The sequence below is a fragment of the Pseudomonas brassicae genome, from assembly GCF_010671725.1.
Lineage (GTDB): Bacteria > Pseudomonadota > Gammaproteobacteria > Pseudomonadales > Pseudomonadaceae > Aquipseudomonas > Aquipseudomonas brassicae.
This window is the reverse complement of the sequence record NZ_JAAHBU010000070.1, coordinates 1-23,399: the sequence shown is the minus strand read 5'-3', so window position 1 is coordinate 23,399 and position 23,399 is coordinate 1. Positions and strand designations below refer to the sequence as shown.

General features: G+C 62.2%; 26 protein-coding genes and 5 pseudogenes. 27 read left to right on the top strand and 4 right to left on the bottom strand.

Features of this window, described 5'->3' with window-relative positions; all coding sequences use genetic code 11:
• The first annotated feature begins 88 nt into the window (after positions 1–88).
• From G3436_RS06265 to G3436_RS06145, 25 genes and pseudogenes are all read left to right on the top strand, one after another.
• A complete protein-coding gene (locus G3436_RS06265) occupies positions 89–295 on the top strand; it encodes a phage head-tail joining protein (protein ID WP_163942553.1) in 207 nt (68 codons plus the stop codon).
• Positions 296–306: 11 nt separating this feature from the next.
• Positions 307–1,770: a phage portal protein gene (locus G3436_RS06260; RefSeq protein ID WP_163942550.1), complete on the top strand. Its 1,464-nt coding sequence runs from the start codon at positions 307–309 to the stop codon at positions 1,768–1,770.
• On the top strand, positions 1,767–2,918 hold the full coding sequence (locus G3436_RS06255) for a head maturation protease, ClpP-related (RefSeq protein ID WP_163942547.1): 1,152 nt from the start codon (positions 1,767–1,769) through the stop codon (positions 2,916–2,918). The genes G3436_RS06260 and G3436_RS06255 overlap by 4 nt, the downstream gene beginning before the upstream one ends.
• Positions 2,915–3,261: pseudogene (locus tag G3436_RS06250) on the top strand (head decoration protein). Before G3436_RS06255 ends, G3436_RS06250 begins: the two are co-directional and overlap by 4 nt.
• A gap of 60 nt (positions 3,262–3,321) precedes the next feature.
• Positions 3,322–4,316 (top strand): annotated as a pseudogene (locus G3436_RS06245) (major capsid protein).
• 2 nt (positions 4,317–4,318) lie between these two features.
• On the top strand, positions 4,319–4,633 hold the full coding sequence (locus G3436_RS06240) for a head-tail joining protein (RefSeq protein ID WP_163942544.1): 315 nt from the start codon (positions 4,319–4,321) through the stop codon (positions 4,631–4,633).
• Positions 4,630–5,291: pseudogene (locus G3436_RS06235) on the top strand (hypothetical protein). The gene G3436_RS06240 and the pseudogene G3436_RS06235 overlap by 4 nt, the downstream one beginning before the upstream one ends.
• Positions 5,284–5,796 carry a hypothetical protein gene (locus G3436_RS06230; protein WP_163942541.1) on the top strand — a complete coding sequence of 171 codons (513 nt, stop codon included), beginning with the start codon at positions 5,284–5,286 and terminating at the stop codon, positions 5,794–5,796. The pseudogene G3436_RS06235 and the gene G3436_RS06230 overlap by 8 nt, the downstream one beginning before the upstream one ends.
• Positions 5,793–6,371, top strand: coding sequence for a phage baseplate assembly protein V (locus tag G3436_RS06225; RefSeq protein WP_163942538.1), 579 nt, complete (start codon positions 5,793–5,795; stop codon positions 6,369–6,371). The genes G3436_RS06230 and G3436_RS06225 overlap by 4 nt, the downstream gene beginning before the upstream one ends.
• Positions 6,372–6,615: 244 nt before the next feature.
• Positions 6,616–6,942, top strand: coding sequence for a GPW/gp25 family protein (locus tag G3436_RS06220; RefSeq protein WP_104572410.1), 327 nt, complete (start codon positions 6,616–6,618; stop codon positions 6,940–6,942).
• A complete protein-coding gene (locus tag G3436_RS06215) occupies positions 6,939–7,820 on the top strand; it encodes a baseplate assembly protein (RefSeq protein WP_163942535.1) in 882 nt (293 codons plus the stop codon). Before G3436_RS06220 ends, G3436_RS06215 begins: the two co-directional genes overlap by 4 nt.
• A gap of 1 nt (position 7,821) precedes the next feature.
• The gene (locus G3436_RS06210) at positions 7,822–8,424 is read left to right on the top strand and encodes a phage tail protein I (RefSeq protein WP_163942532.1); all 603 of its coding nucleotides are present in this window, start codon (positions 7,822–7,824) and stop codon (positions 8,422–8,424) included.
• Positions 8,424–10,157: a phage tail protein gene (locus tag G3436_RS06205; RefSeq protein WP_163942529.1), complete on the top strand. Its 1,734-nt coding sequence runs from the start codon at positions 8,424–8,426 to the stop codon at positions 10,155–10,157. The genes G3436_RS06210 and G3436_RS06205 overlap by 1 nt, the downstream gene beginning before the upstream one ends.
• A 102-nt stretch (positions 10,158–10,259) precedes the next feature.
• Complete coding sequence (locus G3436_RS06200) at positions 10,260–10,649, top strand: phage tail assembly chaperone (protein WP_243667032.1); 390 nt, start codon at positions 10,260–10,262, stop codon at positions 10,647–10,649.
• Between the two features lie 80 nt (positions 10,650–10,729).
• Positions 10,730–11,896 carry a phage tail sheath subtilisin-like domain-containing protein gene (locus G3436_RS06195; protein ID WP_163942523.1) on the top strand — a complete coding sequence of 389 codons (1,167 nt, stop codon included), beginning with the start codon at positions 10,730–10,732 and terminating at the stop codon, positions 11,894–11,896.
• A gap of 21 nt (positions 11,897–11,917) precedes the next feature.
• Positions 11,918–12,421 carry a phage major tail tube protein gene (locus G3436_RS06190; RefSeq protein ID WP_178116338.1) on the top strand — a complete coding sequence of 168 codons (504 nt, stop codon included), beginning with the start codon at positions 11,918–11,920 and terminating at the stop codon, positions 12,419–12,421.
• Positions 12,422–12,439: 18 nt separating this feature from the next.
• Positions 12,440–12,733 (top strand): phage tail assembly protein, encoded by a 294-nt coding sequence (locus G3436_RS06185; RefSeq protein WP_163942517.1) that lies wholly within the window; start codon positions 12,440–12,442, stop codon positions 12,731–12,733.
• Between the two features lie 140 nt (positions 12,734–12,873).
• Positions 12,874–15,345: a phage tail tape measure protein gene (locus G3436_RS06180; protein WP_163942513.1), complete on the top strand. Its 2,472-nt coding sequence runs from the start codon at positions 12,874–12,876 to the stop codon at positions 15,343–15,345.
• 9 nt (positions 15,346–15,354) lie between these two features.
• The gene (locus tag G3436_RS06175; protein WP_163942510.1) at positions 15,355–16,200 is read left to right on the top strand and encodes a phage tail protein; all 846 of its coding nucleotides are present in this window, start codon (positions 15,355–15,357) and stop codon (positions 16,198–16,200) included.
• Positions 16,175–16,381: a tail protein X gene (locus G3436_RS06170; protein WP_163942507.1), complete on the top strand. Its 207-nt coding sequence runs from the start codon at positions 16,175–16,177 to the stop codon at positions 16,379–16,381. Before G3436_RS06175 ends, G3436_RS06170 begins: the two co-directional genes overlap by 26 nt.
• Positions 16,382–16,450: 69 nt before the next feature.
• Positions 16,451–17,497: a phage late control D family protein gene (locus G3436_RS06165; protein WP_163942504.1), complete on the top strand. Its 1,047-nt coding sequence runs from the start codon at positions 16,451–16,453 to the stop codon at positions 17,495–17,497.
• Between the two features lie 40 nt (positions 17,498–17,537).
• Positions 17,538–18,089 (top strand): glycoside hydrolase family 19 protein, encoded by a 552-nt coding sequence (locus G3436_RS06160; RefSeq protein ID WP_163942501.1) that lies wholly within the window; start codon positions 17,538–17,540, stop codon positions 18,087–18,089.
• On the top strand, positions 18,086–18,601 hold the full coding sequence (locus G3436_RS06155; RefSeq protein WP_163942498.1) for a lysis system i-spanin subunit Rz: 516 nt from the start codon (positions 18,086–18,088) through the stop codon (positions 18,599–18,601). Before G3436_RS06160 ends, G3436_RS06155 begins: the two co-directional genes overlap by 4 nt.
• Positions 18,602–18,754: 153 nt before the next feature.
• Positions 18,755–19,548 (top strand): annotated as a pseudogene (locus tag G3436_RS06150) (DNA adenine methylase).
• An 80-nt stretch (positions 19,549–19,628) separates the two neighbouring features.
• Positions 19,629–19,838 (top strand): hypothetical protein, encoded by a 210-nt coding sequence (locus G3436_RS06145; RefSeq protein ID WP_420801182.1) that lies wholly within the window; start codon positions 19,629–19,631, stop codon positions 19,836–19,838.
• Here G3436_RS06145 and G3436_RS06140 read toward each other — a convergent pair.
• Positions 19,832–20,502 (bottom strand): annotated as a pseudogene (locus tag G3436_RS06140) (SOS response-associated peptidase). The gene G3436_RS06145 and the pseudogene G3436_RS06140 overlap by 7 nt on opposite strands.
• A gap of 101 nt (positions 20,503–20,603) precedes the next feature.
• Here G3436_RS06140 and G3436_RS06135 point away from each other — a divergent pair.
• Both G3436_RS06135 and umuC read left to right on the top strand, forming a co-directional pair.
• Entirely contained in the window at positions 20,604–21,029 is a 426-nt protein-coding gene (locus G3436_RS06135; RefSeq protein ID WP_116054079.1) for a LexA family protein, read from the top strand.
• Complete coding sequence (umuC, locus tag G3436_RS06130; RefSeq protein ID WP_163942493.1) at positions 21,022–22,293, top strand: translesion error-prone DNA polymerase V subunit UmuC; 1,272 nt, start codon at positions 21,022–21,024, stop codon at positions 22,291–22,293. Before G3436_RS06135 ends, umuC begins: the two co-directional genes overlap by 8 nt.
• A 38-nt stretch (positions 22,294–22,331) precedes the next feature.
• Here the strand turns inward: umuC and G3436_RS06125 are convergent, their stop codons facing one another.
• From G3436_RS06125 to G3436_RS06115, 3 genes are all read right to left on the bottom strand, one after another.
• Positions 22,332–22,535: a hypothetical protein gene (locus G3436_RS06125; protein WP_163942478.1), complete on the bottom strand. Its 204-nt coding sequence runs from the start codon at positions 22,533–22,535 to the stop codon at positions 22,332–22,334.
• 118 nt (positions 22,536–22,653) lie between these two features.
• The gene (locus tag G3436_RS06120) at positions 22,654–22,872 is read right to left on the bottom strand and encodes a hypothetical protein (RefSeq protein ID WP_163942476.1); all 219 of its coding nucleotides are present in this window, start codon (positions 22,870–22,872) and stop codon (positions 22,654–22,656) included.
• A 214-nt stretch (positions 22,873–23,086) separates the two neighbouring features.
• On the bottom strand, positions 23,087–23,399 hold a 313-nt coding region (locus G3436_RS06115; protein WP_163942473.1), incomplete at its 5' end, for a hypothetical protein.

The window sequence follows — 23,399 nt, the reverse complement described above, 5'->3', positions numbered from 1 at the left end:
CACCGCCACCACGGCCGGCCCCGCGGGCCCGCCCCCCACCCCATGCAACGCCGCAGCTCCACCAGCGGTTACCTGAAGAGACGCTGACATGGCTTACACAAAAGCAGACCTCGCCACCGTCGAGCGTGCGATCGCGCGCGGTGAAAAGATCGTTCGGTACTCGGACCGTACCGTCGAGTATCGAACGGTCGACGAACTCATCCAGGCGCGCAACCTGATCCAGTCTGAACTGGTGAGGGCGGCCGGGCCGCGCTCGCGTGTTACTCGCCTCTATCACGGGGGCAAGGGACTGTGAGCGGACGTTATATGTCCCTCGGCTCGGGCATCCTGGTGCCCGAACGGATCAAAGCCAGCTACGAAGGCGCCGCCGAGGGACGGCGCTCATCAGGGTGGGATGCGCCGGACACCGGCGTGAACAGCCTGATCATGCCAGCCTTGCGTAACTTGCGTTCCCGCTCCCGCAGCGCCGTGCGCAATGACCCGTACGCGGCAAACGTCATCGACAAGCGCGTCAGCAACCTGATCGGCACCGGCATCACGCCGCATCCGCAGCTCGCCGACAAAGAGATACGCAAGGCGATGCAGGTGTTGTGGGAGGACTGGGTCGATGAAGCTGACGCCGATCAGCTCACCGACTTCTACGGACTGCAGGCCCTGGTGGCGCGCACGGTGGAACAATCGGGCGAATGCTTCATCCGTCTGCGCCCGCGCAGGCCAGAGGATGGCTATGCGGTGCCGCTGCAGCTGCAGTGCCTGGCACCGGAGTTTGTTCCCCACGACAAGTTTGAGGTGACCCGATTCGGCAACGTCATCCGCGCTGGGATCGAGTTCAACGGCATGGGCCGGCGTGTGGCGTACTGGTGTTATCGCGTTCACCCCAGCGACAAGTCCTCGCTGAATGTCGGCTACAACCAGTTGGTGCGCGTTCCGGCCGAGCAGATGCTGCACATCTTCGAACCGTTGGAGCCGGGTCAGTTGCGCGGTGTGCCACGTCTGGCACCGGTCCTGAAGCGCCTGCGCAGCCTGGACAACTTCGACGATGCGGTCCTGTTCCGGCAGGAAGTGGCCAACCTGTTCGCTGGCTTCGTTCGCAAGCCTGCACCAGAGGGACCGCCGCAAATCGATCTGCTCACTGGGGCGCCCGTCAGCCTAGACCGGGATGGATTCACCCCCATGGTTGGTCTGGAGCCTGGCACCGTGCAGGAGCTTGGGGCAGGGGAGGAGATCGAATTCTCCGACCCACCAGATGCCGGCAACAACTACCGCGACTTTATGCGGCAGCAACTGATGGCGGCCGCAGCTGGCACCGGCTTGCCGTATGAGCTGATGACCGGCGACATGCAAGGCGTGAACGACCGCGCGATCCGCGTGGTGCTGACCGAATTCCGGCGCCGGCTGGAGCAGCTTCAGTTCCAGGTTTACGTCCACCAGATGTGCCGCCCCGTGCGCCAAGCTTGGTTGGACATGGCCGTGCTGGCTGGCGCGGTCGACCTGCCGGACTACTCGCAGCGGCGCCGCGAATACCAGCGCACCCGATGGGTGCCACAAGGCTGGGCCTACATCCACCCCGTTCAAGACGTCCAATCTCGGCAGATGGAAATCGCTGCCGGTTTCACCACGCGCAGCGAGACCTGCCTGCGCAACGGTACCGATGCAGAGGTGGTGGATGAAGAGAACGCCACCGATCTCGCCCGGGCGCAGGCTTTGGGTATCAAGTACAGCACGTTGTCGGCGGTCGACGACGATCCCGACGAGAAGGAGAAACCATGAACCCCTTGAAACCGATCCGTATCTTCAACAAGGCGCCCACGCCGCAGTCGGAAAACGAGCAGCACTGGTACCGCATCAGCGCCGCGACCAAGGCCGAAGGTGCTGCGGACGCCGAGCCAACGCCGATCGAGATCTACATCTATGGCGAGATCGGTGGCTGGGGCATCACCGCCAACCAGTTCCTCCGCGATCTGAAGGCGATCGATGACGGTGTCTCTCCGGTGCACGTGGCTTTCAACACCAACGGCGGCGACCTGTTTGAGGGGGTGGCCATCCACAACGCGTTGGCCCGCCTGGGCGAGCGCTGTACCGCGCGGATCGATGCCTTGGCGGCCAGCGCAGGTAGTGTTGCGGTGTGCGGCGCTCACCGAGTGGTGATGGCGTCGAACGCGATCTTCATGATTCACAACCCCTACACTTGGATCGAAGGTGACGCCGAAGATCTGCGCCGGGTGGCTGATGTGCTCGACCAGGCGTTCGAGGTGATCATCGCGGCTTATAAGGCCAAGTCGCCTGAAATTGATGAAGTCGAGCTGCGGCGCCTGGTCAACGATGAGAGTTGGCTCACCGCTCAAGAGGCCCTCGACCTCGGGCTGGTCGATGAGATTGGCAGTGGCGTGCAGGTTCGGGCCTGCCTGGGCAATGGCGCGGCCATGGCCCGGTACCAGAAAACCCCGCAGGCGTTGCTCGACCAGTTGTCCAGCAAGCCGCCGGCAGATGATCCGGCAAAGCCGCCTGCGCCGACCAAGCCTGACGTCGCTGACTCCACGGCGCTGGCGCTGATGATCACCCAGGACTGTGCCAAGGCTGGTATCGGCAACCTGGCTGAAACGCTGATCGCTTCTACCAAGCTGACTGACGCGGCCACGGTGCAGGCTGCGCTGAAGAATGCCAAGGGTGTACGTGATCTCTGTGTCGCCGCGCGGTTGCCCGAGCTGACCAAAGAGTATGTCGCTGCCGGCCTGGCCGCTGACGCAGTACGGGCGCGGCTGTTCGAGAAGATTGTCAGCTCCGGTAAGGGCTTCGAGATCAACAACGCCTTACCGCCTGCTGACGATGAGCAACCGCCGATCAAGGCGCAACTCCCCAATCCATCCAGCATTTGGGCTGCCCGCCGGCAGGCCGCCAACAAAGGAGCACGACCATGAGCAACATCCAACACGAACCGGTCCACGCCGGTGAGTTCCTGCTTTCCGAGGGCGTAGGGAAGATCTCCCGCGAAGCCATCAGCCTCGCAGCTGGCCCGGCTCTGGTCGCTGGTCAGGTGCTCGGCCTGGTCACGGCTAGCGGCGAGTTCGCTCCCTACGACCCTGGAGCTGAAGACGGAACCGAAAACGCGTCTGCATCCTCTTTGCCCCGCTCGGTGAATCGGACACCTCTCGCCGGGGGCGCGCTGTTGTGCGGCTGGCTGAGGTCGCCGAGGCGCTGCTGACGGGCGTCGATGTCGATGCCGAAAAGGCGCTGGCGGCGCATTTCATCATCTTGCGTTGACCTGGCCCTTTCTATCTCCCAACCCCGCCTGTGCGGGGTTCTTACTTTCTGGAGTACCCCATGGCTGAGATTGCCATTTTTCAAGACGATGCCTTCAGCGTTGCAGCTCTGACGGCGGCCATCAACGAGCAGGAATACGTGCCGGGCCGCCTGGCGGCTCTCGGGCTGTTCCGTGAAGAGGGCGTTCCCACCCTGACCGTCCAGCTCGAAAAGGACGGCGATACCCTCGCGCTGGTACCCGCGGGCGAGCGCGGCACCTCCGGCCTGGTGGTGGGCGGCAGCAAGCGTCAGCTGATTCCGTTCAACACCATCCACTTGCCGCAGCGCTTCGCTATCAAGGCTGATGAGATCCAGGGCATTCGTGCGTTCGGTGCTCTGACCGAGTTGCAGGCCGTTCAGGCCGTGGTGAACAAGCGACTGAGCAAGGCTCGCAGCCAGTTGGACGCCACCCACGAGTTCCACCGTATGGGGGCGCTCAACGGCAAGGTGCTCGATGCCGACGGTGCGTCGGTGCTGCTGGACATCTACAAGGTGTTCGGCGTACAGCAGCAGTCATTGCCGATGGGGCTGAACAACCAGGATGCGAACATTCAGGCCCAGTGCGTGGACGCGCTGGACATGCAGGAGGATGCCCTCGGCAACGTCACCACCACCGGCGCCCGTGCGTTCTGCGGCAAGACGTTCTGGAAGAAGCTGATCGCCCACAAGTCGGTGGTCGAGACCTACAAGGGCAGCCAGCAGGCCGCATCGCTGCGCGGTGACGGCGCGAGTCGTTTGACTTCGGTGGTATCAGCTGGGAGCGTTACCGCGGCAAAGTTGGCGGCAACGCCTATGTGGCCGACGACGAGGCCCGCCTGGTACCCGAGGGCGTCTCGGATCTGTTCCTCTCGATCTACGCACCGGCGGACTACATCGAGACCGTCAATACCGAGGGCCTGCCGTACTACAGCAAGATCGAAGAAATGCCGTTCGGCAAGGGGATCGATGGCGAGGCGCAGTCCAACCCCCTGCACATCTGCACCCGTCCCCGTGCCGTTATCCGCCTGGCGCTCTGATCATGGCCTTCCGGGACCTGATCGCCGAAGTGGATGACACGGTGTTCGATGTCTTGGGTGATCGCGCTCTGATCGAGGGGCGCGAGGTGCTGGGGATGTTCTCTGCGCCGTGGCTGCAGCCGAAGCTCGGCCGCATCACCACGGCCTTGCGCGAGCCGCACCTGGTTATCCGTGTGAAGGACAACGACGGGGTCGAGAGTCGCCAGCGGGTAGAGATCGACTTGCCGAAGGAAGACGGCGGGGGCATCTACACGATCGCCAGCATTGAGCCAGGCGGTGATGGTCTGGTTGCCCTGGTGCTGAGGCTCAAACCGTGAGCGTCGGCAGTTACACCAAGCAGTCAGCCGGGGGCGGGATGATCACCCTGCAGCCTTCTGCCACTGACCTGCAGGCGTTCAAGGAATTTGCGGCAGTCGTCCCGAAAGCTGCCGCAGCCGCGCAGCGGCGTGCAATCAACAAGACCTTGCGCTGGCTGGTGACGCACATCGGTAGGGCTGTCAGCCGCAAGGAACGTATCGCCGTCGCGCTGTGCGGCAGCGGCTGCGTGCCTTCCCTGTAACTGCCAACGGCATCGGCAAGCTTTGGTTTGGCATCAACCCGATCGAGGCCAGCCGTATCGGTCGCGCTCGACAGGGCCAGGCTGGGGTGTCGGTGGCCGGGCGGCGCTATCAGGGGGCGTTCTTCAAGAAGGTCTATGGCAGCAAGGCCGACATCTGGATTCGCACCGGCAGCAAACACTTCAGGGCATCCGACTACCCGAACAGCGATGTTTCGGGTGGCGGTGGCTTTCGCACGGGCTGGGTTTCGGAGAATGACAACCGCTTCCCGTTGGCCAAGGCCAAGGTGTCGCTGGAAGACGTGAGACCACTGTTCGAACAGTGGGTGCAGCGGGCTGATGAGCGGTTGATGGAGGTCCTGCAGCAGGAGCTCAACTTTGAAATTCAGAAGTACCTGAAAGGAGGTGCGCGTGGGTGATGAAGCGCTGAGCCTTGATAGGTTATATGCCGCGATCGAAGCTCACATCAGTGCGGCGGTACCGGGCCTGGAACTGGTGGCCACAATGCCCCATATGCTCCAGCAGTTGCCCGTGCCAGCAGTCGTGATCGAAGTAGTGGAGTTTGAGCCGGGCAAGGATCGCGGCACTGGCGAGACGGCTTTGGTGGTGCGGTTTGAGGCGCGTGTGATCGTGGCGCCAGAGCAGGAGGACTGTCAGCAGCAGGCAGCGTTTGTCGCTGCGCAGATGACCGGCCTTTTGCGTATGCAGTCGTGGGGGCTGGATGTTGAGTTTGCGGAGTTCGTGCGTGCGGCCCAGGACTGGACCCGCCCTGAGCTTGACGGTTACGCCGTCTGGGTTGTGGAATGGACTCAGCAGATTCATCTGGGCGAACAGGAATGGCCATGGCCCAACCAGCCGCCCGGTACTCTGGTGTTCCAGGTTGGTCCTGATGCTGAAAGCGTCGAACCGGAGGGCCTGCAATGACTTACGCAAGCGCACAGCATGACCGGATGCTGGCTGGCCTGGTCATGCCCTGCAGCGTTGTCGGTGTCGATCTTGCTGCCGCGATGGTGCGTGTATCGGACGGTGCAGGCTGGACCAGCGCCTGGGTGCGCTGGCACAGCCAGGCAGCAGGCAAGGCGCGGCACTGGCGGGCGCCGAGCATGGGCGAGCAGGGCGTGCTGATCAGCCCCAGCGGTGAGCCGGCGCAGGGCACGTTCGTGCCGGGCCTGTATGGCAATGCCGGCGCACAGCCGGACAATCGCGATCACGTCGAGGTGTGGCGCTTCGACGATGGCGGCTCGCTGGCCTACGACTGGCAGGCCAAGACCTACACCATCGACCTGCCCAGCGGCAGCGTTACCACCAAGGTCGGCGGCAGTACGGTAGTGGTCATGGACGACGCGATCACGGTGCTGACTGGCAGCGTCACGATTACCGGGGCAATCACCCTGAACGGTGATGTGCAACTCAATGGCGCCCTGCGCGTAGCCGGTGACATCAATGGCGGCGGCAAGATCATCGACACGAGTGGCAACACGCCCAACCACAAACACTGACCAGCCCGCCCAGCGCGGGCTTTTTTACACCTGGAGAATGACATGGCGACACCGAAGAAAACCGAGCCTGAGGCGCCTGCAGGCGCGACAGCGTTTCGCGACACTGTGTTTACCTCCCGTACCTTGTCCTGCCGGATGGGCGTTCATTGCCCGTGACGCAGAGCCGCGTCATCGCCGGGCCTGGCGATACGATTGCTCTGGAGTACCTGCAGGGCCATCCGGATCTGCAGCAGGAGTGACCCCCATGATCGGCCTGGATCGCCGTACCGGGCTGGCACTGTCGGGCATCGAGCACCTGCGCCAGTCCATCGAAGACATCCTGACCACGCCGCTCGGCAGCCGGCGCATGCGCCCGGACTACGGCAGCAAGCTGCGCCGCTTCGTCGATCTTCCGGTCAACGACGGATGGAAAAGCGCGGTGCAGGCCGAGGTGGCTCGCTCGCTGAGCCGCTGGGAGCCTCGCCTGAAGCTTGAGCGCGTGCGTGTGGTCGCGGTGCTGGGCGGCCAGATCACCCTGCAATTGACCGGGCAGTACCTGGGCGACAGCCAACTGCTGGAGGTGACGGCATGAGTATCGTGGATTTGTCGGCGCTGCCCGCGCCGCAGGTGCTGGAAGACCTCGATTTTGAGGCTGTTTTCCAAGACGACCTTGCGGCGTTTCGGCTGCACATGGGCGACAACTGGGATGCGCTGCTGGAGAGCGACCCGGTAACCAAGCTGCTGGAGGTCGGCGCGTACCGCAAGATGGGTAACCGGGCACGGGTCAACGACGCAGCCAAGGCGTTGTTGCTGGCCTTCGCCAAGGGTGGCGACCTCGATCACCTCGCGGCCAACGTGCGGCTCAAACGCCTGGTGGTGCAGGCCGAGGATCTGGTTGCGGTCCCGCCGGTGGCCCAAGTGCTGGAGGAAGACGACGCCCTGCGCGAGCGGGTTCAGCTGGTGTACGAAGGGCTGACCACCGCCGGCCCGCGCAACAGCTACATCTTGCACGCTCGCAACGCCTCGGGCCTTGTGGCCGACGCCTCGGCCGAGAGCCCGGCCCCGGCGGTGGTAGACGTGACGGTGCTGAGCCTGGACGGCAACGGGGTGGCCAGCGCCGAACTGCTGGCCGAGGTCGCCGCGCACTTGAATGACGACGACGTGCGGCCGGTGGCGGATCGGCTGAACGTGCGCAGCGCCGAGGTGATCCCTTACCGGATCGACGCCGTGTTGTACCTGGCCGGTACCGGGCCGGAAAACGAGGCGACCCTGGCCGAGTGCCAACGGCGCCTGCAAGCGTGGATCAACCCACGGCGCCGCCTGGGCGTGGAGGTCTCGCGCTCGGCCGTCGATGCGCAGTTGCATATCAGCGGGGTGGGGCGGGTGGAGTTGCTGGACTGGACGGATATTCGCCCGTCCAAGGCCCAGGCGGCCTGGTGCACGAGCTTCGAACTGACGCGGGGAGGCTGACATGCAAAGCCTCCTGCCGCTCAACAGCACGCCGCTGGAGCGGGCTGTTGAGGCTGCATCCGTCGAGGAACTGCAGATTGCCCTGCGCACGCTGTACAACCCCGACACCTGCCCGGCGCACCTTCTGTACCAGTTGGCCTGGGCGTGGTCGGTCGACCGCTGGGATGAGAAGTGGTCCGAGGCGGTCAAGCGCTCGGTGATCCGATCCGCGTTCTACATCCATGCGCACAAGGGCACCATCGGCGCGCTACGCCGCGTGGTCGAGCCGTTCGGCTACCTGATCGAGGTGGTCGAGTGGTTCCAGACCGTGCCCGAAGGCGTACCTGGCACGTTCGCACTCAAGGTCGGCGTATCCGACGAAGGTATCAGCGAGGAAATCTACCGTGAGCTGACCTGGTTGATCGACGACGCCCGGCCGGTCAGCCGGCACATGACCGGCCTCGCGATCAGCATGGAAACCACCGGCGTCGTTTACCTGGGCGCCTCGCTCTACGACGGTGACGAGCTTGATATCTACCCGCCTGCGCCGCGTGACATTGAGGTCACAGGCTCCATCGGGCGTGGCGGGCGTGAGCACACCATTGACTACCTGGACATCTACTAATGGTTGATCAGACTTCCCAGTTTTACGCGATCCTGACCAAGGTCGGCGCCGCGAAGCAGGCCAATGCGGATGCCTTGGGCATCCCGTGGAAAATCACGCAAATGGCGGTAGGTGATGCAAACCCTGCTGGGGTAGACAACCCGCCGCTACCGATGCCCGATGCGAGCTGGACCAGCCTGCTTGGCGAGTGGCGTCGGGCGCCGCTCAACCAGCTCAAGGTCGACGAGAAGGACAATGCGGTCATCGTGGCCGAGCAGGTGATTCCTGCAGAGATCGGTGGGCGCTGGATTCGCGAGGTGGGCCTGTACGATGCCGACGGCGATCTGGTGGCGGTGGCCAATTGTGCACCGACCTACAAACCGCTGCTCAGCCAGGGCTCAGGCCGTACCCAGGTGGTGCGCATGAACCTGGTGGTCAGCAGCTCCAGCAACGTGGCGCTCAAGATTGACCCGAGCGTGGTGTTGGCCACCCGCGAGTACGTGGACAAGGCGCGGGAGGCGACTGAGCTGTATGCCCGAAATCAGCTCAAGATCCACACCGATGCGGCTAATCCGCATCCGCAGTATTTGCTGCGCTCGGCGGTAGCCAACGACGTCGGGCCCTTGACCTGGCTCGGCGATGCCTCTGGCACAGCCAACGCACTGGCCCTGGCGCTCAAGCACCCAGAAGCAAAGCTCGCGGCCTACGCCGCAGGGCAGCGCTTCCAGTTCAAGGCTGTTGCGAGCAACACCGGTTTGGTCACGGTAAAGATCAACGACCTGGCCGCTGTCGCAGTGAAAAAGGCCGAAGACGGCGCCCTGGTGGATTTGCTAAGCGGCGATATTCGGGCGGGTGCGCTGTACGACCTGAGCTTCGATGGCACCTCTTTTCAGCTCGGCAGTACGGGCTCATCGCTGGATTCTGTCTTGCGGCGTTCATTGCGCATGGGCGGCGCCCCGATTACCGCGTCCACCGTCCTGACCGACAACCAACTGGGGCACGTCATTGTCGATGCTGCAGTCGGCGCTCTGACTGTCACTTTGCCGAGTTCCAGCGCGACCTTACGCGGCGTCGAGGTGACGTTGAGCCGCAAAGACGTAACCGCCAACATGCTCAGCATCGCCGCATCCGGTGCTGAAAAGATTGTGCTACCCGGCACCGCTGATGGCATGCCTGCCACTGAGCTGATTTTTGCCGGGGATTATCTGACTTTACGTGCCGATGGTGCAGGTAAGTGGTGGTGCGTAGGTCAGGCGCAACTGCCGGCGAGCATCCAGTCTGGGTTGGTTTCGTACGCCGCGCCGGGTGTGTATGCGTTCGCTGTTCCGCCCGTTCTACGCGCAGGCCGGCGCATTCCCAGCGTAACGCTGACCGGGGGTGGCGGTAGTGGTGCTCGATCATCAACGGCCTCTGGTGCAGGTGGTAGTGCGGGCGGTACTGCCATCAAGCGTGTATCGCTTACGGGACTGTCGAGTGTCACGCTCACAATTGCCGAGGGCGGCCTCTCCCGGTCGACAAGTAATGGTTCTGGATACGATGGTGGCACAACGTCATTCGGCGATATTTTCTCAGCTACCGGCGGGGGTGGAGGGCTATCAAACGGTGTGGGAGGCCCCCCCGGCAGTGGCGTCGGCGGTGACATCAACATTGACGGCGGTCGGAGTGGCAACCTGCTTGCCGGTTTCACGCCGCTCAATCGTGCCGGCGGTGATGGGGGGGCGTCGTACTGGGGGGGGCGGCTCGGTTTCTGCTGATAGTGCAAACCCAGCGTTAGCACCTGGATCTGGCGGTGGCGGTGCTGTGTCTAGCTCGGGCAAGGGTGCCGATGGCATTGGGAAAATCGAATGGTGATGGCTATGTGGGCACGAATCGAAAACGACACGGTGGTCGAAATCACTGGCATTGATCCGGCTGGGCGATTCCATCCATCGCTTGTGTGGGTGGCTTGCGATGGCGCGGCGCCCGGTGATCGTTATGTTGACGGCAGCTTTGAGCCGGCCCCCGGTGAAGACATGGCCGCCCTGGAGCGGGCTTGGCGCGACAGTGCGATCAATCCCACTGAGTGGCTGGTGGGGCGTCATCGCGACGAGCAAGACATGGAATTGACCACCACGCTGCAGGCCTCGCAGTTCGCCGAGCTGCTGCAGTACCGCCAGGCCCTGCGCGACTGGCCACAGTCCGGGGCGTTCCCTGCCGTCGAACACCGACCGGCACCGCCGGCCTGGTTGGCCGACTTGACCTCATAGAGCCCCGCGCTGTCGGGGCTTTTTCTTTACTGCTGCACCCACGCCTCGCATTGCGGGGCCTTTTCGTTTCTGGAGATTTTATGAGCGGCTTCTTTCACGGCGTTACCGTAACGAACGTCGACACCGGTGCGCGCACTATCGCACTGCCGTCGTCCTCGATCATTGGCCTGGTGGACACGTTCACTGAGGGTCCGACCGCTACGGCGAAGGCGAACGACCTGGTGCTGATTACCAGCGAGCGTGAGGCGGTCGCCGCGTTTGGCCCCGACTCGGCAATCACCCGCGCATGCAAGGCGATCTACATGCGTGCCAAGGCGGTGATCGTAGCGTGCGGGGTGGGCAAGGTTGCTGATCCGGCGCAGCAGACCTCGGCCATCATCGGCGGCGTCCTGGTCGACGGCAAGCGGACGGGCATGCAAGCGCTGCTCGATGGCAAAAGCCGCTTCAACGCGCAGCCGCGGCTACTGGTGACGCCCGGGCACAGCGCGACGATGCCGGTCGGTACCGCGCTGGTCGCCCTGGCCGACAAGCTGCGCGGCATCGCCATCATCGACGGCCCGAACACCACCGATGAGGCGGTGCTGGCCTACGCCGAGAACTACGGCGCCAAGCGTGCATTCCTGGTCGACCCCGGCGTGCAGCAGTGGGACACCGTGACCAGCGCCACGATCGACAGCCCGGCCTCGGCCTGGGTCGCTGGCCTGTTCGCCTGGACCGACAACGAGTACGGCTTCTGGGCCTCGCCGTCGAACAAGGAGTTCGTCGGCATCACCGGCACGACCCGCCCGATCGAGTTTCTCGACGGCGATGAGACCTGCCGGGCCAACCTGCTCAACAACGCCAACATCACCACCATCATCCGTGATGACGGCTACCGCCTGTGGGGCAACCGCACCCTGAGTAGCGACCCGAAATGGGCGTTCGTCACCCGCGTGCGCACCATGGATATCGTGATGGACGCGATCCTGTACGGGCACAAATGGGCGGTCGACCGTTCGATCACCGCCACCTACGTCAAGGACGTGACCGAGGGCCTGCAGGCGTTCATGCGCGACCTCAAGAACCAGGGCGCGATCATCAATTTCGAGGTGTTCGCGGATACCGAACTGAACACTGCCAGCCAGCTGGAGCAGGGCAAGGTGTACTGGAACATCCGCTTCACCGACGTACCCCCGGCCGAAAACCCCAACTTCCGCGTCGAGGTCACCAAGCAGTGGCTGACCGAAGTCCTCGACGGCGCAGCTTAAGGAGCACTCGCAATGCCAGCAATGATTCCCGAAACCCTGGCGAACATGAACCTGTTCGTCGACGGCACCAGCTTCCAGGGCGATGTGCCCAGCCTGACCCTGCCCAAGCTCACCCTGAAGATGGAAGAGCACCGCGCTGGCGGCATGGATGCGCCCATCGAAATGGACATGGGCATGGAGAAACAGGAGGCCGGCTTTACCACGACCGGCGTTCGCCGCGAGTCGCTGAAGTTCTTTGGCCTGGTCGATGGCACCGGGTTCAACGGCACGTTCCGGGGGGCCTTCAAGGGCCTCAAGGGCAAGATTGTCCCCGTCATTGTGACCCTGCGCGGCGCACTCAAAGAGGTCGATATGGGCGACTGGAAGGCCGGTGACAAGGCCGAGATCAAGCACAACGTCGCGGTCACGTACTACAAGCTGGAAGTCGAAGGTCGGTTGATCTACGAGATCGATCCGCTCGGCATGAAGCGCGTCATCGATGGCGTCGACCAGCTCGCCGCCCAACGTTCGGCCCTGGGCCTTTAATTTCAAGGAGTACACCGCATGATCAAGAAAACCCCGAGCTGGATGAGCCTTCAAGCCGACCGCGTTACCGTAACGCTGACCGCTCCAGCCCAGGCCAATGGCCTGCAGGTTGATCGCCTGAGCCTGCGCGCGCCGACCGTGCGTGACATCCGCAACGCCCAGGCCGGCGCCGGCGACGAAGAGCAGCGCGAACTGAACCTGTTCGCCAGCCTCGCCGAGGTTGGCGTGCAGGATCTGGAGGGTATGGCCCTGAAGGATTACACCCGCTTGCAGGCCGGCTATTTTCGCCTGGTGCGCGACGACGAGCTTTGACCCGGCGCTGCAGAAACTGGCGGCCAGGCGGCTTGCCAGCGAGCTGAATTTTTCCGCCGCCGAGATCATGACCATGTCGTTTGCCGACATGGTCTGGTGGCTCACGGACTGAGCCCTTCGCGCACGTACAGGGGCAGCAGATGGCAGGCAAGTTTGCGTTAGGGCTGGTGATCGGCGGGGCTGTCAGTGCGACGGTGGGCTCGTCGTTCAAGGCAGTTGAGAACCGTATCAAGCAGTTGGAGGAGAAGGGCAACCGCGCCAAGGTGCTCCAGAGCACAATCGGCGAAACGATCCGCCTGCGCGAGGAGTGGAACAAGGCGCATCAGAGCGGTGCGGCTGGGGCCGACAAGCTGCTGCAAAGGCTGGAGAACAACTACAAGAGCTTGAAAGAGCAGGGCGTGCAGTTGCACAAGCTGCGGTCTGAGTACCAGGCCCTCGGGCGTGTAGCCCAGGGCGTGGACTTGCGCATGAAGGGGCGCAAGCAGATCGGCGAAGGCGCCGAGGGCCTGAAAAGCACCGTGGGTTCGGCGGTCAAGTTCTCGGCCTCGCTCGCGATCCCGACGAAAATCTCAGGCGACTATCAAGCGCAGATCCGGCAAATGGCGCTGTGGGCCCACGTCGCCGGTGAGAACGGCGAGCAGCAGATGGCGGACAAGATTGCCGACGTTGCGGCCAAGGTCGGCATGAGTCAGCAGGCGCTGGCCGGTGCGGTGGGCGGGCTGATCGAGAAGGGCATCGACTGGGAAGAGTCGGTGGACTATGCGCCACTGATCGCCGACCTGGTCGACGGCCAAGGCATGGAAGCCGACACCATTGCCACCTTGTTCAGTGCGTTCAAGGAAGCCGGGGTCAAGAAAGAAGACATGGGCGCGATGCTGGGGCAGGTCGCGGCCGCTGGTGACATCGGCGCGTTTGGTCCAAAGGATATGGCGCGCTACATGCCCAGCCTGCTGGGCACGATCAAGAAACTGGGCATGGAAGGCCCCGAGGCTGTGCGTTTCCTCGGTGCCAGCCTGCAGTCGCAGTACAAGCAGACTCAGGACTCTGCTGCTGCAGCGACGAACATGAACAACCTACTCAACGCGGTGATCAGTGGCACGAGCCAGGAGCGTTTTGCGAAAGAAGGTATCGATCTGGCGGGCTCCATCGCCAGCGCTGTCAAAAGCGGAAAGGCCGACAACCCGGTCGATGCGTTCATCAAGCTGAGTGACGTGTTGCTCAAGCGGCAGAATCCGTCGAAAGCCAAGGAAGTCGAAGCGCTCAAGAAGCGCATTCAGGAGAGTGCGGACGGCAGCGCCGAGGAAGCCCAGGCCATGGCCTCGCTGCTGGAGTCGGCGGGCCTCGCCGGCATCGTCAGCGATCAGAGCGCGAGCGCCGGCTTGCTGGCACAGATCAAGTACGGCAGCTCGATCAAGGACGATATGGCCTCGATCAAGGAGACCGACGGCCGAGTCAAGATTGAGCAGGATGCGGTCAGGGCGCGAGAGACTTCGAACGCAAAATGGTCGACCGCCACGGCAGCAATGGAGACGTCGATGGTCCGCCTTGGCGATGCCATCCGGCCGATTACCGACCGGGTTGCCGACGGGCTCGCGACAATGACCTACGCGGTCGCCGACCTTACGCAATCTTTCCCCGGTGTGGTCGCCGGTATCACCGGGGTCGGTGCCGCGCTGATCGCAGCGAAGGCGGCATTCAGTGCGTTCAAGATTGCCAAGGGTGTTGCCAACATCGCCAAGGGTTCGATGATGGGCGATCCCAAGCTGGTGCAGCGGGTGTTCGTCACCAACGCACCGGCCGCCGGTGACGCGGCAGGAGGGGGCGACGGCGGCAGCAACAGCAAAAAAGGTGGGAAGGGTAAGCGGGGTGGTGCACGCGGCAAAGGTGGCGGCATCGGGCCCGGCGCAGTGATGAAAGGCACGGCAGTACTCGCTGTAGTCGACGCCGGCATGAAGGTTGCCGACACGTATCAGAACGCGGAAACGCGCAATGAGAAAGCCGAGGGCTACGGCGAGGCCGCCGGTGGCCTGGCGGGCACCCTGGCCGGTGCTGCAGCAGGTGCCGCCCTGGGTTCGATCGTTCCCGGTATCGGCACGGCGGTCGGCGGCATCATCGGCGGCATTCTCGGATCGATGGGCGGTACCGCCGGCGGCGGCGCCCTGGGGCTCGCATTGTTCGGCGAGGACGAAAAGCCAGCCGTTGCGACCGGCAAGCCGTCCCCCTTGCTGCCGACTGCGATGCCTGGGCCGTCTGTGCCGTCACTGTCTGCGCAAGCCCAGGCGTTTCAGCCGGGCGCCGGGGTCAAGCCCACCGGCATTCTGGCGGGATCGGAGGGCGCTGGAGGCCCGCCGATGGGGCAGGTGGTGCGCTCGATGGCCGTAGCAGCGCCGGCGGCTGCAGCAGCGATCAAGCCGCCGGAGGCGCCCAAGGCCGTGCCCCCGAAGGTCGAGCAGTCGTTCACCTTTGCGCCGCACATGCCGGTGACGGTGCAGGGCGACGTCAAAGATCCCGCCCAGCTTGCCCGCGAGCTGGAGCCGCACATGCGCCGCCAGTTCGAAGAGATGAGCCGGCAGGCTGCCGCTCGCCAGCTCTACGACACGCCACACACGTAAGGAGGGCCCATGGCTTACATGGATCAGTTGCAATCGGGCATGCGGTCGCTGGTGGCCGCTGGGGAGGCTGGGCGGCGTAGTGCCGACGATATGCTGGGGCCGCTCAACGGCGCCATCAGCGATATCAGCGGGGCTGCGTCGGAGCTGGAAGGCATCCCGTTTGTCGGGCCCGCCCTGGGCGCGAAACTGCAGCGCACGATGCGCGGCATTACAGCGGCGCAGGCCAAGGTTGGCCAGGTCGCCGCGATGTACAGCCAGGCAGTCAGCGCCGCCGCCCAGGTGCAGGAGCGCCTCGGCACGCTCAAGGAGCAGGCCAGCAAGGCCAGCGCGGCGATCAATCGCATGGCCGGCAAGGTCAGCCCTTCGCTGGGCAATATCTTGCCGACTGGGGCCCTGGCGCCGGATGCCACACCGGAGCCGGAGGCGGTGAAGCCGTTCCCGCACCTGCTGATCATCCAGCCCCTGCGCCCGGAGGCGCAGCCGTATTACTTCAACCTCGACACCGCCGCGTTCGACGAGCTGCGCCGGCAGACGGGTTTTCGCTGGGCTGGCCAGGAACGCCTCACGCGCAGCATTGCGCAGCAGGCGGTGGGCCTGGGCGACGACAAGATCACGCTCAAGGGCGCGATCTTTCCGACGTTCCGAGGCGGGCTCGGCCAGTTGCAGGCGCTGCGCAGCATTGGCCGCCAGTTGCAGCCGCTGAACCTGACCACCGGCTACGGCGAGGTGCTGGGCACCTGGTGCTTGACCAGTATCGATGAAGACCAGAGCAACCTGCTCGCCGGTGGCATCCCACGCAAACAAGGCTTTTCACTGGAGTTTGTGAGCTATGGCAACGACCTGCAGAACGTCTGACGGGGATCTGCTCGACACCCTGTGCCAGCACTACTACGGCCACCTGAGCGGCAGCGTCGAGGCCGTTCTGGATGCCAATCAGGGCCTGGCCGATGAGCCTCAACCGTTTCGCGCGGGCGTGCTGATCCGCTTGCCCGAGCTGCCGGCGCCGGCCGAGGCCGTGGTGCAGCTTTGGGATTGACCCGGCTGCGTTACGCGTAACGAACCACACCCCGCCGTGCGCGGGGTTTTTCTTTTCTGGAGGGCAGGCATGCAACCGATGTTTCGCATCGTCGCGGACGGCAAGGACATCACCGCGCTGATCAATGATCGACTGACCACCTTGCGCACGTCGGACAAGCCGGGCATGGAGTCGGACGAATTCGAACTGCGCATCGATGACCGTGATAGTGCAGTGGCGCTACCCAGTCGCGGTGCCCATATCGAGGTGTACATGGGCTATGCGGGCCAGGCGCTGGCACGCCTGGGGCGGTACACGGTCGATGAAGTGGCGTTCGGCGGCCCGCCGGACTCTATCGAGATTCGCGGCAAGGCCAGCGACATGCGCGGCACGGGCAAGACCACGCGCAGCGGCAGTTGGGAAAACGTCCCGCTGCAGCAGATCGTGCGCGATATCGCTGCGCGTAACGGCTGGCAGCCGGTGTGCCCGGTCACGACCAAGGTGCCCCGTGTCGACCAACTCAACGAATCCGACTTCAACTTCATCACGCGCCTGGCCAAGCAGTACGACTGCACGGCCAAGGTGGGCGACGGCAAGCTGCTGGTGCTTCCGCGCCAGGCAGGTCAGAGCGCGAGCGGCAAGCCCCTGGGGGTGGTCACGATCAGCCGCGCCGACGTGAGTCGCTTCCAGTTCCGCCTCGGTGACAAGGGCACGCAGAAGGCGGTGCAGACCAAGCATCAGGACAAGAAGACCGGAAAGCTGCAGGTGGTCGAACTGGGCAACGATGAAGCCCCGCCCGGCCTGCCTCCCGTGCATACCGACCGGCATATCTACCCCAACAAATCGGCCGCCCAGCAGGCCGCCAAGGCGCGGCTCGCAGCGTTCAACCGCAGCACTGCGGGCGTGCGGCTGGAAATGGTCGGCCGCACGGATCTGCTCGCTGAGGTCACGATCAACGCCCAGGGCTTCAAGGCGGGCCTCGATGGTGAGTACCTGGTCGAGTCGGTCGAGCAGACGTTTACCCAGTCCGGGTGGACCACCTCCGTCGAGTGCAACGGCGGCAAGAAGGGCAAGGCCAAGGCCAAAGGCAAGAAGACCAAGAAAGCAGCGAAGCCCGTGAAAGTGGTGGAGCTGTAACCCCATCGGCCGCTGAGCGGCCACTGCTGGAGAAACCTGCATGTCCATTACAGCGCAGCAACTGCTGCAGATCCTCCCCAACGCCGGCCAGAAAGCCGGCGTTTTTGTTCCTCCACTCAATGCGGCCATGGGCAAGTACGCCGTGGTCACGCGCCTGCGCATCGCGGCGTTCATCGCGCAGATCGGGCACGAGTCTGGCCAACTGCGCTACGTGCGCGAGCTTGGCGGCGATGCGTACCTGTCGAAGTACGACACCGGCAGGCTGGCCAAGGCGTTGGGAAACACGCCCGAGGCAGACGGCGACGGTCAGAAGTACCGGGGCAGGGGGCTGATTCAAATCACCGGCCGGGCAAACTACCGCGACTGTAGCGAGGCCATGTTCGGCGATAGCCGATTGCTTGTGACGCCAGAGATGCTCGAGCATCCGGTGTATGCGGCTATGTCGGCTGCCTGGTTCTGGCATCGAGCTGGGCTGAACACGCTAGCCGACCAAGGCGACTTCGAAAAAATCACTCGTCGCATCAATGGAGGCCTGAATGGTTTTGCTGACCGGCTGGCACTGTATGAGCGTGCTCTAAAGGTGTTGCCGTGAAAGCCATGGATTGGCGCCTGCTGGTCCTTGTAGCGCTGCTCGGTTTTGGCTTGGGCAGTTGGCTTACCTGGGGCTGGCAGGCCAACAGCTACGACAAACAGCTCGCCGATCAAGCCGCTGCGCATGCTACCGATCGCGAGACTGCTGCGGCTGTGGCGATCGATCGATTGGAGTTTGAACAGACCGAGCGCCGGGCGCTGGAGGATCGCCTGCAGGCGATCGATGAAACCCATTACAAGGAGCTACGTGATGCACAACAGGCCCAGGCTCGCCTGCGCGACCGCCTTGCTACTGCTGATGTGCGGCTGTCAGTCCTACTCGCCAACCCCGCCCAGGGTCGTGACTTTGGGGTGTCAGCCACCACCGGCGCCGCAGGCGTGGTTCATGGAAGCCAGAGAGCCAAACTTGACCCAGCGCATGCTCGAAGAATTGTCAGCATTACCCAGGACGGCGATCAAGGACTGATTGCCCTGAAGGCCTGTCAGGCCTACGTGCGCGAGATCACACGGTGAACTGAAAAGGAGCGGGCCGGGCGGATGCGTCAACATCCGCCTGACCCACTCAACCCGCAGTCTAGACCTGCAAGTCAAGCCAAGGCTCCTGCTCTGTGCACAAAGCGCGGCGAGCCTACCACTGAAACTCCCTTCATAAAAGACTTGCTAATAATGACCTCTCCCATCATCCCCTGGATGGGCGGCAAACGCCGCCTGGCCGACCGCTTGATCCCGCTCTTTCCCCCGCACGAATGCTACGTCGAAGTCTTCGCGGGTGGCGCCGCGCTGTTCTTCATGCGCCCGCAGCCCGCACCGGTCGAGGTGCTCAACGACCTGAACGGCGACCTGGTGACGCTCTACCGGGTGGTGCAGAATCACCTTGAGGAGTTCGTTCGCCAGTTCAAATGGGCGCTCAGCTCGCGGCAGATCTTCGAGTGGCAGAAGATGACCCGGCCTGAAACGCTGACGGACATCCAGCGCGCCGCCCGGTTCTTCTACCTGCAGCAACATGCTTTCGGTGGCAAGGTCTCAGGGCAGACCTTCGGTACCGCGACGACCGGCCCGGCCATCAACCTGCTGCGCATCGAGGAGAACCTCTCTGCAGCATGGCAGCGTCTCGCCGGCACGTATGTCGAAAACCTGTCCTGGCAAGACTGCGCCGAGCGCTATGATCGCGCGCACACGTTCCGCTACATGGACCCGCCGTACTGGCAGACCGCCGGCTACGGCGTAGACTTCCCGTTCGAGGAGTACGAGTGCATGGCCGCGTTCATGCGGCGTTGCAAGGGCAGGTGATGGTCAGCATCAACGACCACCCGGACATCCGACGTGTGTTCGAGGGCTTCCACTTCGAAACGCTGGATATCCGCTACACCACGGCCAACCAGCGGCACGGCAAGACGGAGGTCACCGGCGAACTGGTGATCATGAACTGGCAGCCAGATGGGCTCGGTCAGCTATTCTGAGTTTGTACCGCCGTTCACTTCAGATGGCGCTCGCAGGTTGCAGAAGGCTTTTATGCCTTGGCTCGGTCAGGGGGGGATTTGTGAAACGAACAGTTCAGGGCATGGTTGAGGCGGATGAGCCTTTGATGCGTGAAGCAATCTCTGCACTTCGCAAGTATCACCAGGCTCAAGAAGCAGGTGTGGTGCCAGAAGAAGTCGAGCACCTACGCTTGATGGCTGAGTCGGCTTTTCAGGCCGTGAGCGACTATCAGTTGTATGCGCTGGGCCATCAGCCGCTCACGCGTCACTGAGCGGGCTGCATAAGCTCAGGCCCCTGGTTCCGCACGTTCCCCACGGCAGTGCCAACGCGGTACCACTCGAAAGCCTCGGCAGGCTCTCCCCAATTGAGCGCCATCTGCTCTGCATGCTCTTTGGTAGTGCCTGGTGCAATCCATTCCATCGCCAACTCTGGTGCTAAGACAATGGGTCGCCGGTCGTGCACGTCCACCATCCCGCCGGCGCTGTCGGCAGTGATGATGACAAACCCGTCATGCTCGTTGGGTTCGGTGCTGAACTGACCGATACCAGCGCACAGGGAAGGTTGCCCGTCGCTGCGCCTGATCAGGTACGGCTGTTTCTTCGGTCCACCTTCATCCACCCATTCAAACCAGTTGTCGATCGGCACAATGGCTCGATAAGGCCAGATCGCCCGAAAGAAGGGGCCGTGCGCAACCTTCTCTACCCTGGCATTGATCGGTGCCGCTCGATCCTTGGCCCAGTGCGGCCGCCATCCCCAGCGCACGAGATCCGCGTGCAGCTTCTCATCTTCCAGCCGTAGCACTGCAACGCGCGTTGTCGGCGCGACGTTGTAGCGTTCAAGCGGCTGGTCGCCAACGCTATTCAGCAGCGGGTAGGGCATGCTCAGGGCGTCCACGAAGTCGTGGATGCGTGGTACTGGCTCAATCTTCCGCACATTTTGACTCCCGCCTATCAGAAATCCCCTAAGTAGAAATTGACCGCAAGGCTCGCAGAACGTTAACTGTATGTTCGTACAGTATTTTCGGAAGTCGTGCGTCATGAGCTATTCAATCATAGGCCCAATCGCCGAGGGCGGCCTGAAGCTGCCTCTCTGCCTGTTCCACGTGCCGGCCGGGTTCCCATCGCCTGCGGCCGATCACATCGAGGCGCACATCTCCCTGGACGAGGTGCTCAACATCCGGGCGCCCCACGTCTACCTGGTCTCCATCACCGGCGAGAGCATGCAGGGCGCCGGCATCTTCGACGGTGACCTCGCTGTAGTCGATCGCTCGCTCGAGCCGGTGCACGGGCACATCGTCGTGGCCCTGTTGAACAATGACCCGGTGTGCAAGCGCCTGTGCATTCGTGGCAAGGACGTGATCCTGCTGTCGGAGAACCCCAAGTACCCGCCGCGTTACGTGCTGGAAGGGGACGAGCTGTCAATCTGGGGCGTGATCATCGGCAGCGTGCGCAGCCATGTCTAACGCGCCCGTCTTCGCCCTGGTCGATTGCAACTCGTTCTATGCATCGTGCGAGCGCGTCTTCCGGCCGGACTTGGCCAAGGTCCCCATCGTCGTGCTGAGCAACAACGACGGCTGCGTGATTGCACGCAGCTACGATGCAAAGCCGTTCGTGAAGATGGGCGAGCCGTACTTCCAGATCAAGCACAAGCTCAAGCAGCAGGGCATCGTGGCGTTCTCGTCCAACTACGCGCTGTATGGCGACATGAGTGAGCGGGTCATGACGCTGATCGAGTCGATGGTGCCGGCGGTGGAGGTGTACAGCATCGACGAAGCCTTCGCCGATCTGACGGGGATGGCCGACCTGGACCAGCTCGGCCGGCGCATCCGCGCCCAGGTGCTGCGCTGCACCGGCATACCGGTCGGTGTTGGCATCGCCGGCACCAAGACTCTGGCCAAGCTGGCCAACCACACGGCCAAGCGCCTGCAGGTGCAGACCGGTGGCGTGGTCAACATCTGCGATCCGTTCAAGCGTGACTGGGTGCTCAGGAATACGGCGGTAAGCGAGGTGTGGGGCGTTGGCCGGCGGATGAATGCTCATTTCGAAGGGATGGGTATCAAGTCCGCGATGGACCTGGCCAAGGCCGATCCGTGGATGCTGCGCAAGAAGTTCAGTGTGATCGTTGAGAAGACCGCCCGTGAGCTGGCCGGGACCCCTTGCTTGGAGCTGGATGAGCTAGATCCCCCGAAGCAGGAGATCTGCTGCAGCCGGATGTTCGGCAAGCGCCTGCAGGAGCTGCCGCCAATCAAGGAAGCGGTGGCCACCTACATGATGCGTGCCTCGGAGAAGCTGCGGGCCCAGGGTTCGGTGTGCAAAAAGGTGAGGGTGAGCATACGCACCGGCATGTTCAATCCTGACGAAGCCAAGTACGTAAGCGGGGTGATCGTTGATCTGCCGTACCCAACGGATGATGTGCGCTTACTTACAAAGGCGGCAGTTGCAGCGCTCGATCGAGTGTTTCGACCTGGCTTCAAGTACAGCAAGGGCGAGGTGCTGTTGATGGGGCTCTGTCAGCGTGGGGAGTACACCGATGATCTCTTCGTCGCTGCCCAGCCGGCTGAGGCTGCCCTGGTAATGACGGTAATGGATGAGATCAATAGTCGATGGGGGAAGGGTACACTGCGAGCGGCAAGTGTGCCCTTAAGCCCTGACTGGGGGATGCGACGCGAGATGATGAGTCAGAGCTTCACGACCCGGCTTGATCAGCTTTGGCGAGTCAATTCATAGCTCTGCCACAGTTATTAATTCGCTTTTTAAGCGTGTGATCAATCCTCTAGAATTTTGTGCGCCAGTGCACTTACTTTTGTTTTAAATAATTCAGATTCTTGCTCGAAATTTATTTGATACTTTTCAAAGTCTTGAGCGCTAAGCCCGCTTTCTAAAGGGTCTGATAGGAATGGGGCAATCAATTGTCGTGCTTTTTCGATTCGCTCATAATCTTTTAGAAGAGAGTGGAAGTGAACGGTCATTATCATTTGGTATTTTTGATATTCACCTGGTGCTAGTAGGTCTAGTTTAGTTATGCCTTCTAAGGCTTGGCTGTATGTTAGTTTTCCTTTATAACATCTATAGTGGAAGAGGTAAGCATTAGAGAAATTTTATCTGCCATTTGTCAAATAGCAGATAAAGTTCTTCTATTCGCTCAAGCTTTAGTTCCTTTGTCTTTTGTCTGTTTTGGGTTTGATTGTTAAGTTTCGCGGTTTTAAAGTTGAATAAACTGGTGAGTAGCACCGCTATTAACGTCGCGCCTGCTGCGACTGCGGCAGCGATGAGGGTGGAAATTTCTTTAATGTCAGCAATTGTCAATTGATTAATCCTTCAGGTGATGTTGTATAGAGGTGCACCAAAGTATTTATCCTGTATGATCTAGATCTATCAAGAGGTGAAAAAGCTCATCCTGGTGCGATGCCTGAGAGTGAGCGAAAAAGAATAATTAAAAATTAAGATAATTGGTTGGGTGGCGTTAGTGTCAATAAAGCGCAAGGTTTGAATGGCTTGCGCTTTATTGGTTTTGTGCTGTTTATTTTTTGTAGATCAAAGATGCTTTCCGAATTTCCTCATCTTTATTCTTACCTTTCAGGTCAACAATCGAAAACTGATGAACTTTACGTGCGGCTGAGTATTGGCTTAAGTCAAGCATGTAGGCTTCGAATAGCGCGCCTTTGGCGCCTGTTTTCAAAGTGACACGAGACTTTACTGGGTGAACAAGTCGTAAATCGATAAGCTGGTCAAGCGCGTCTCTTACCACACCTTGAAGATCTTGAGAGATCAAAAAAACATTACACTTCGATTTTTCGGTGCAGAATTCAACTAGCTTGCTGAATTCAAGTAGC

Coding starts and splice junctions, on each gene's coding strand:
- G3436_RS06125 (WP_163942478.1), bottom strand. CDS start 22,535: ATGACCGTTCACTTCCACTCTCTTCTAAAAGATTATGAGCGAATCGAA.
- G3436_RS06220 (WP_104572410.1), top strand. CDS start 6,616: ATGATCGGCCTGGATCGCCGTACCGGGCTGGCACTGTCGGGCATCGAG.
- G3436_RS06260 (WP_163942550.1), top strand. CDS start 307: ATGTCCCTCGGCTCGGGCATCCTGGTGCCCGAACGGATCAAAGCCAGC.
- G3436_RS06205 (WP_163942529.1), top strand. CDS start 8,424: ATGGTTGATCAGACTTCCCAGTTTTACGCGATCCTGACCAAGGTCGGC.
- G3436_RS06170 (WP_163942507.1), top strand. CDS start 16,175: ATGGCAACGACCTGCAGAACGTCTGACGGGGATCTGCTCGACACCCTG.
- G3436_RS06255 (WP_163942547.1), top strand. CDS start 1,767: ATGAACCCCTTGAAACCGATCCGTATCTTCAACAAGGCGCCCACGCCG.
- umuC (WP_163942493.1), top strand. CDS start 21,022: ATGTCTAACGCGCCCGTCTTCGCCCTGGTCGATTGCAACTCGTTCTAT.
- G3436_RS06160 (WP_163942501.1), top strand. CDS start 17,538: ATGTCCATTACAGCGCAGCAACTGCTGCAGATCCTCCCCAACGCCGGC.
- G3436_RS06240 (WP_163942544.1), top strand. CDS start 4,319: ATGGCCTTCCGGGACCTGATCGCCGAAGTGGATGACACGGTGTTCGAT.
- G3436_RS06200 (WP_243667032.1), top strand. CDS start 10,260: ATGTGGGCACGAATCGAAAACGACACGGTGGTCGAAATCACTGGCATT.
- G3436_RS06185 (WP_163942517.1), top strand. CDS start 12,440: ATGATCAAGAAAACCCCGAGCTGGATGAGCCTTCAAGCCGACCGCGTT.
- G3436_RS06175 (WP_163942510.1), top strand. CDS start 15,355: ATGGCTTACATGGATCAGTTGCAATCGGGCATGCGGTCGCTGGTGGCC.
- G3436_RS06195 (WP_163942523.1), top strand. CDS start 10,730: ATGAGCGGCTTCTTTCACGGCGTTACCGTAACGAACGTCGACACCGGT.
- G3436_RS06190 (WP_178116338.1), top strand. CDS start 11,918: ATGATTCCCGAAACCCTGGCGAACATGAACCTGTTCGTCGACGGCACC.
- G3436_RS06215 (WP_163942535.1), top strand. CDS start 6,939: ATGAGTATCGTGGATTTGTCGGCGCTGCCCGCGCCGCAGGTGCTGGAA.
- G3436_RS06265 (WP_163942553.1), top strand. CDS start 89: ATGGCTTACACAAAAGCAGACCTCGCCACCGTCGAGCGTGCGATCGCG.
- G3436_RS06180 (WP_163942513.1), top strand. CDS start 12,874: ATGGCAGGCAAGTTTGCGTTAGGGCTGGTGATCGGCGGGGCTGTCAGT.
- G3436_RS06210 (WP_163942532.1), top strand. CDS start 7,822: ATGCAAAGCCTCCTGCCGCTCAACAGCACGCCGCTGGAGCGGGCTGTT.
- G3436_RS06135 (WP_116054079.1), top strand. CDS start 20,604: ATGAGCTATTCAATCATAGGCCCAATCGCCGAGGGCGGCCTGAAGCTG.
- G3436_RS06165 (WP_163942504.1), top strand. CDS start 16,451: ATGCAACCGATGTTTCGCATCGTCGCGGACGGCAAGGACATCACCGCG.
- G3436_RS06225 (WP_163942538.1), top strand. CDS start 5,793: ATGACTTACGCAAGCGCACAGCATGACCGGATGCTGGCTGGCCTGGTC.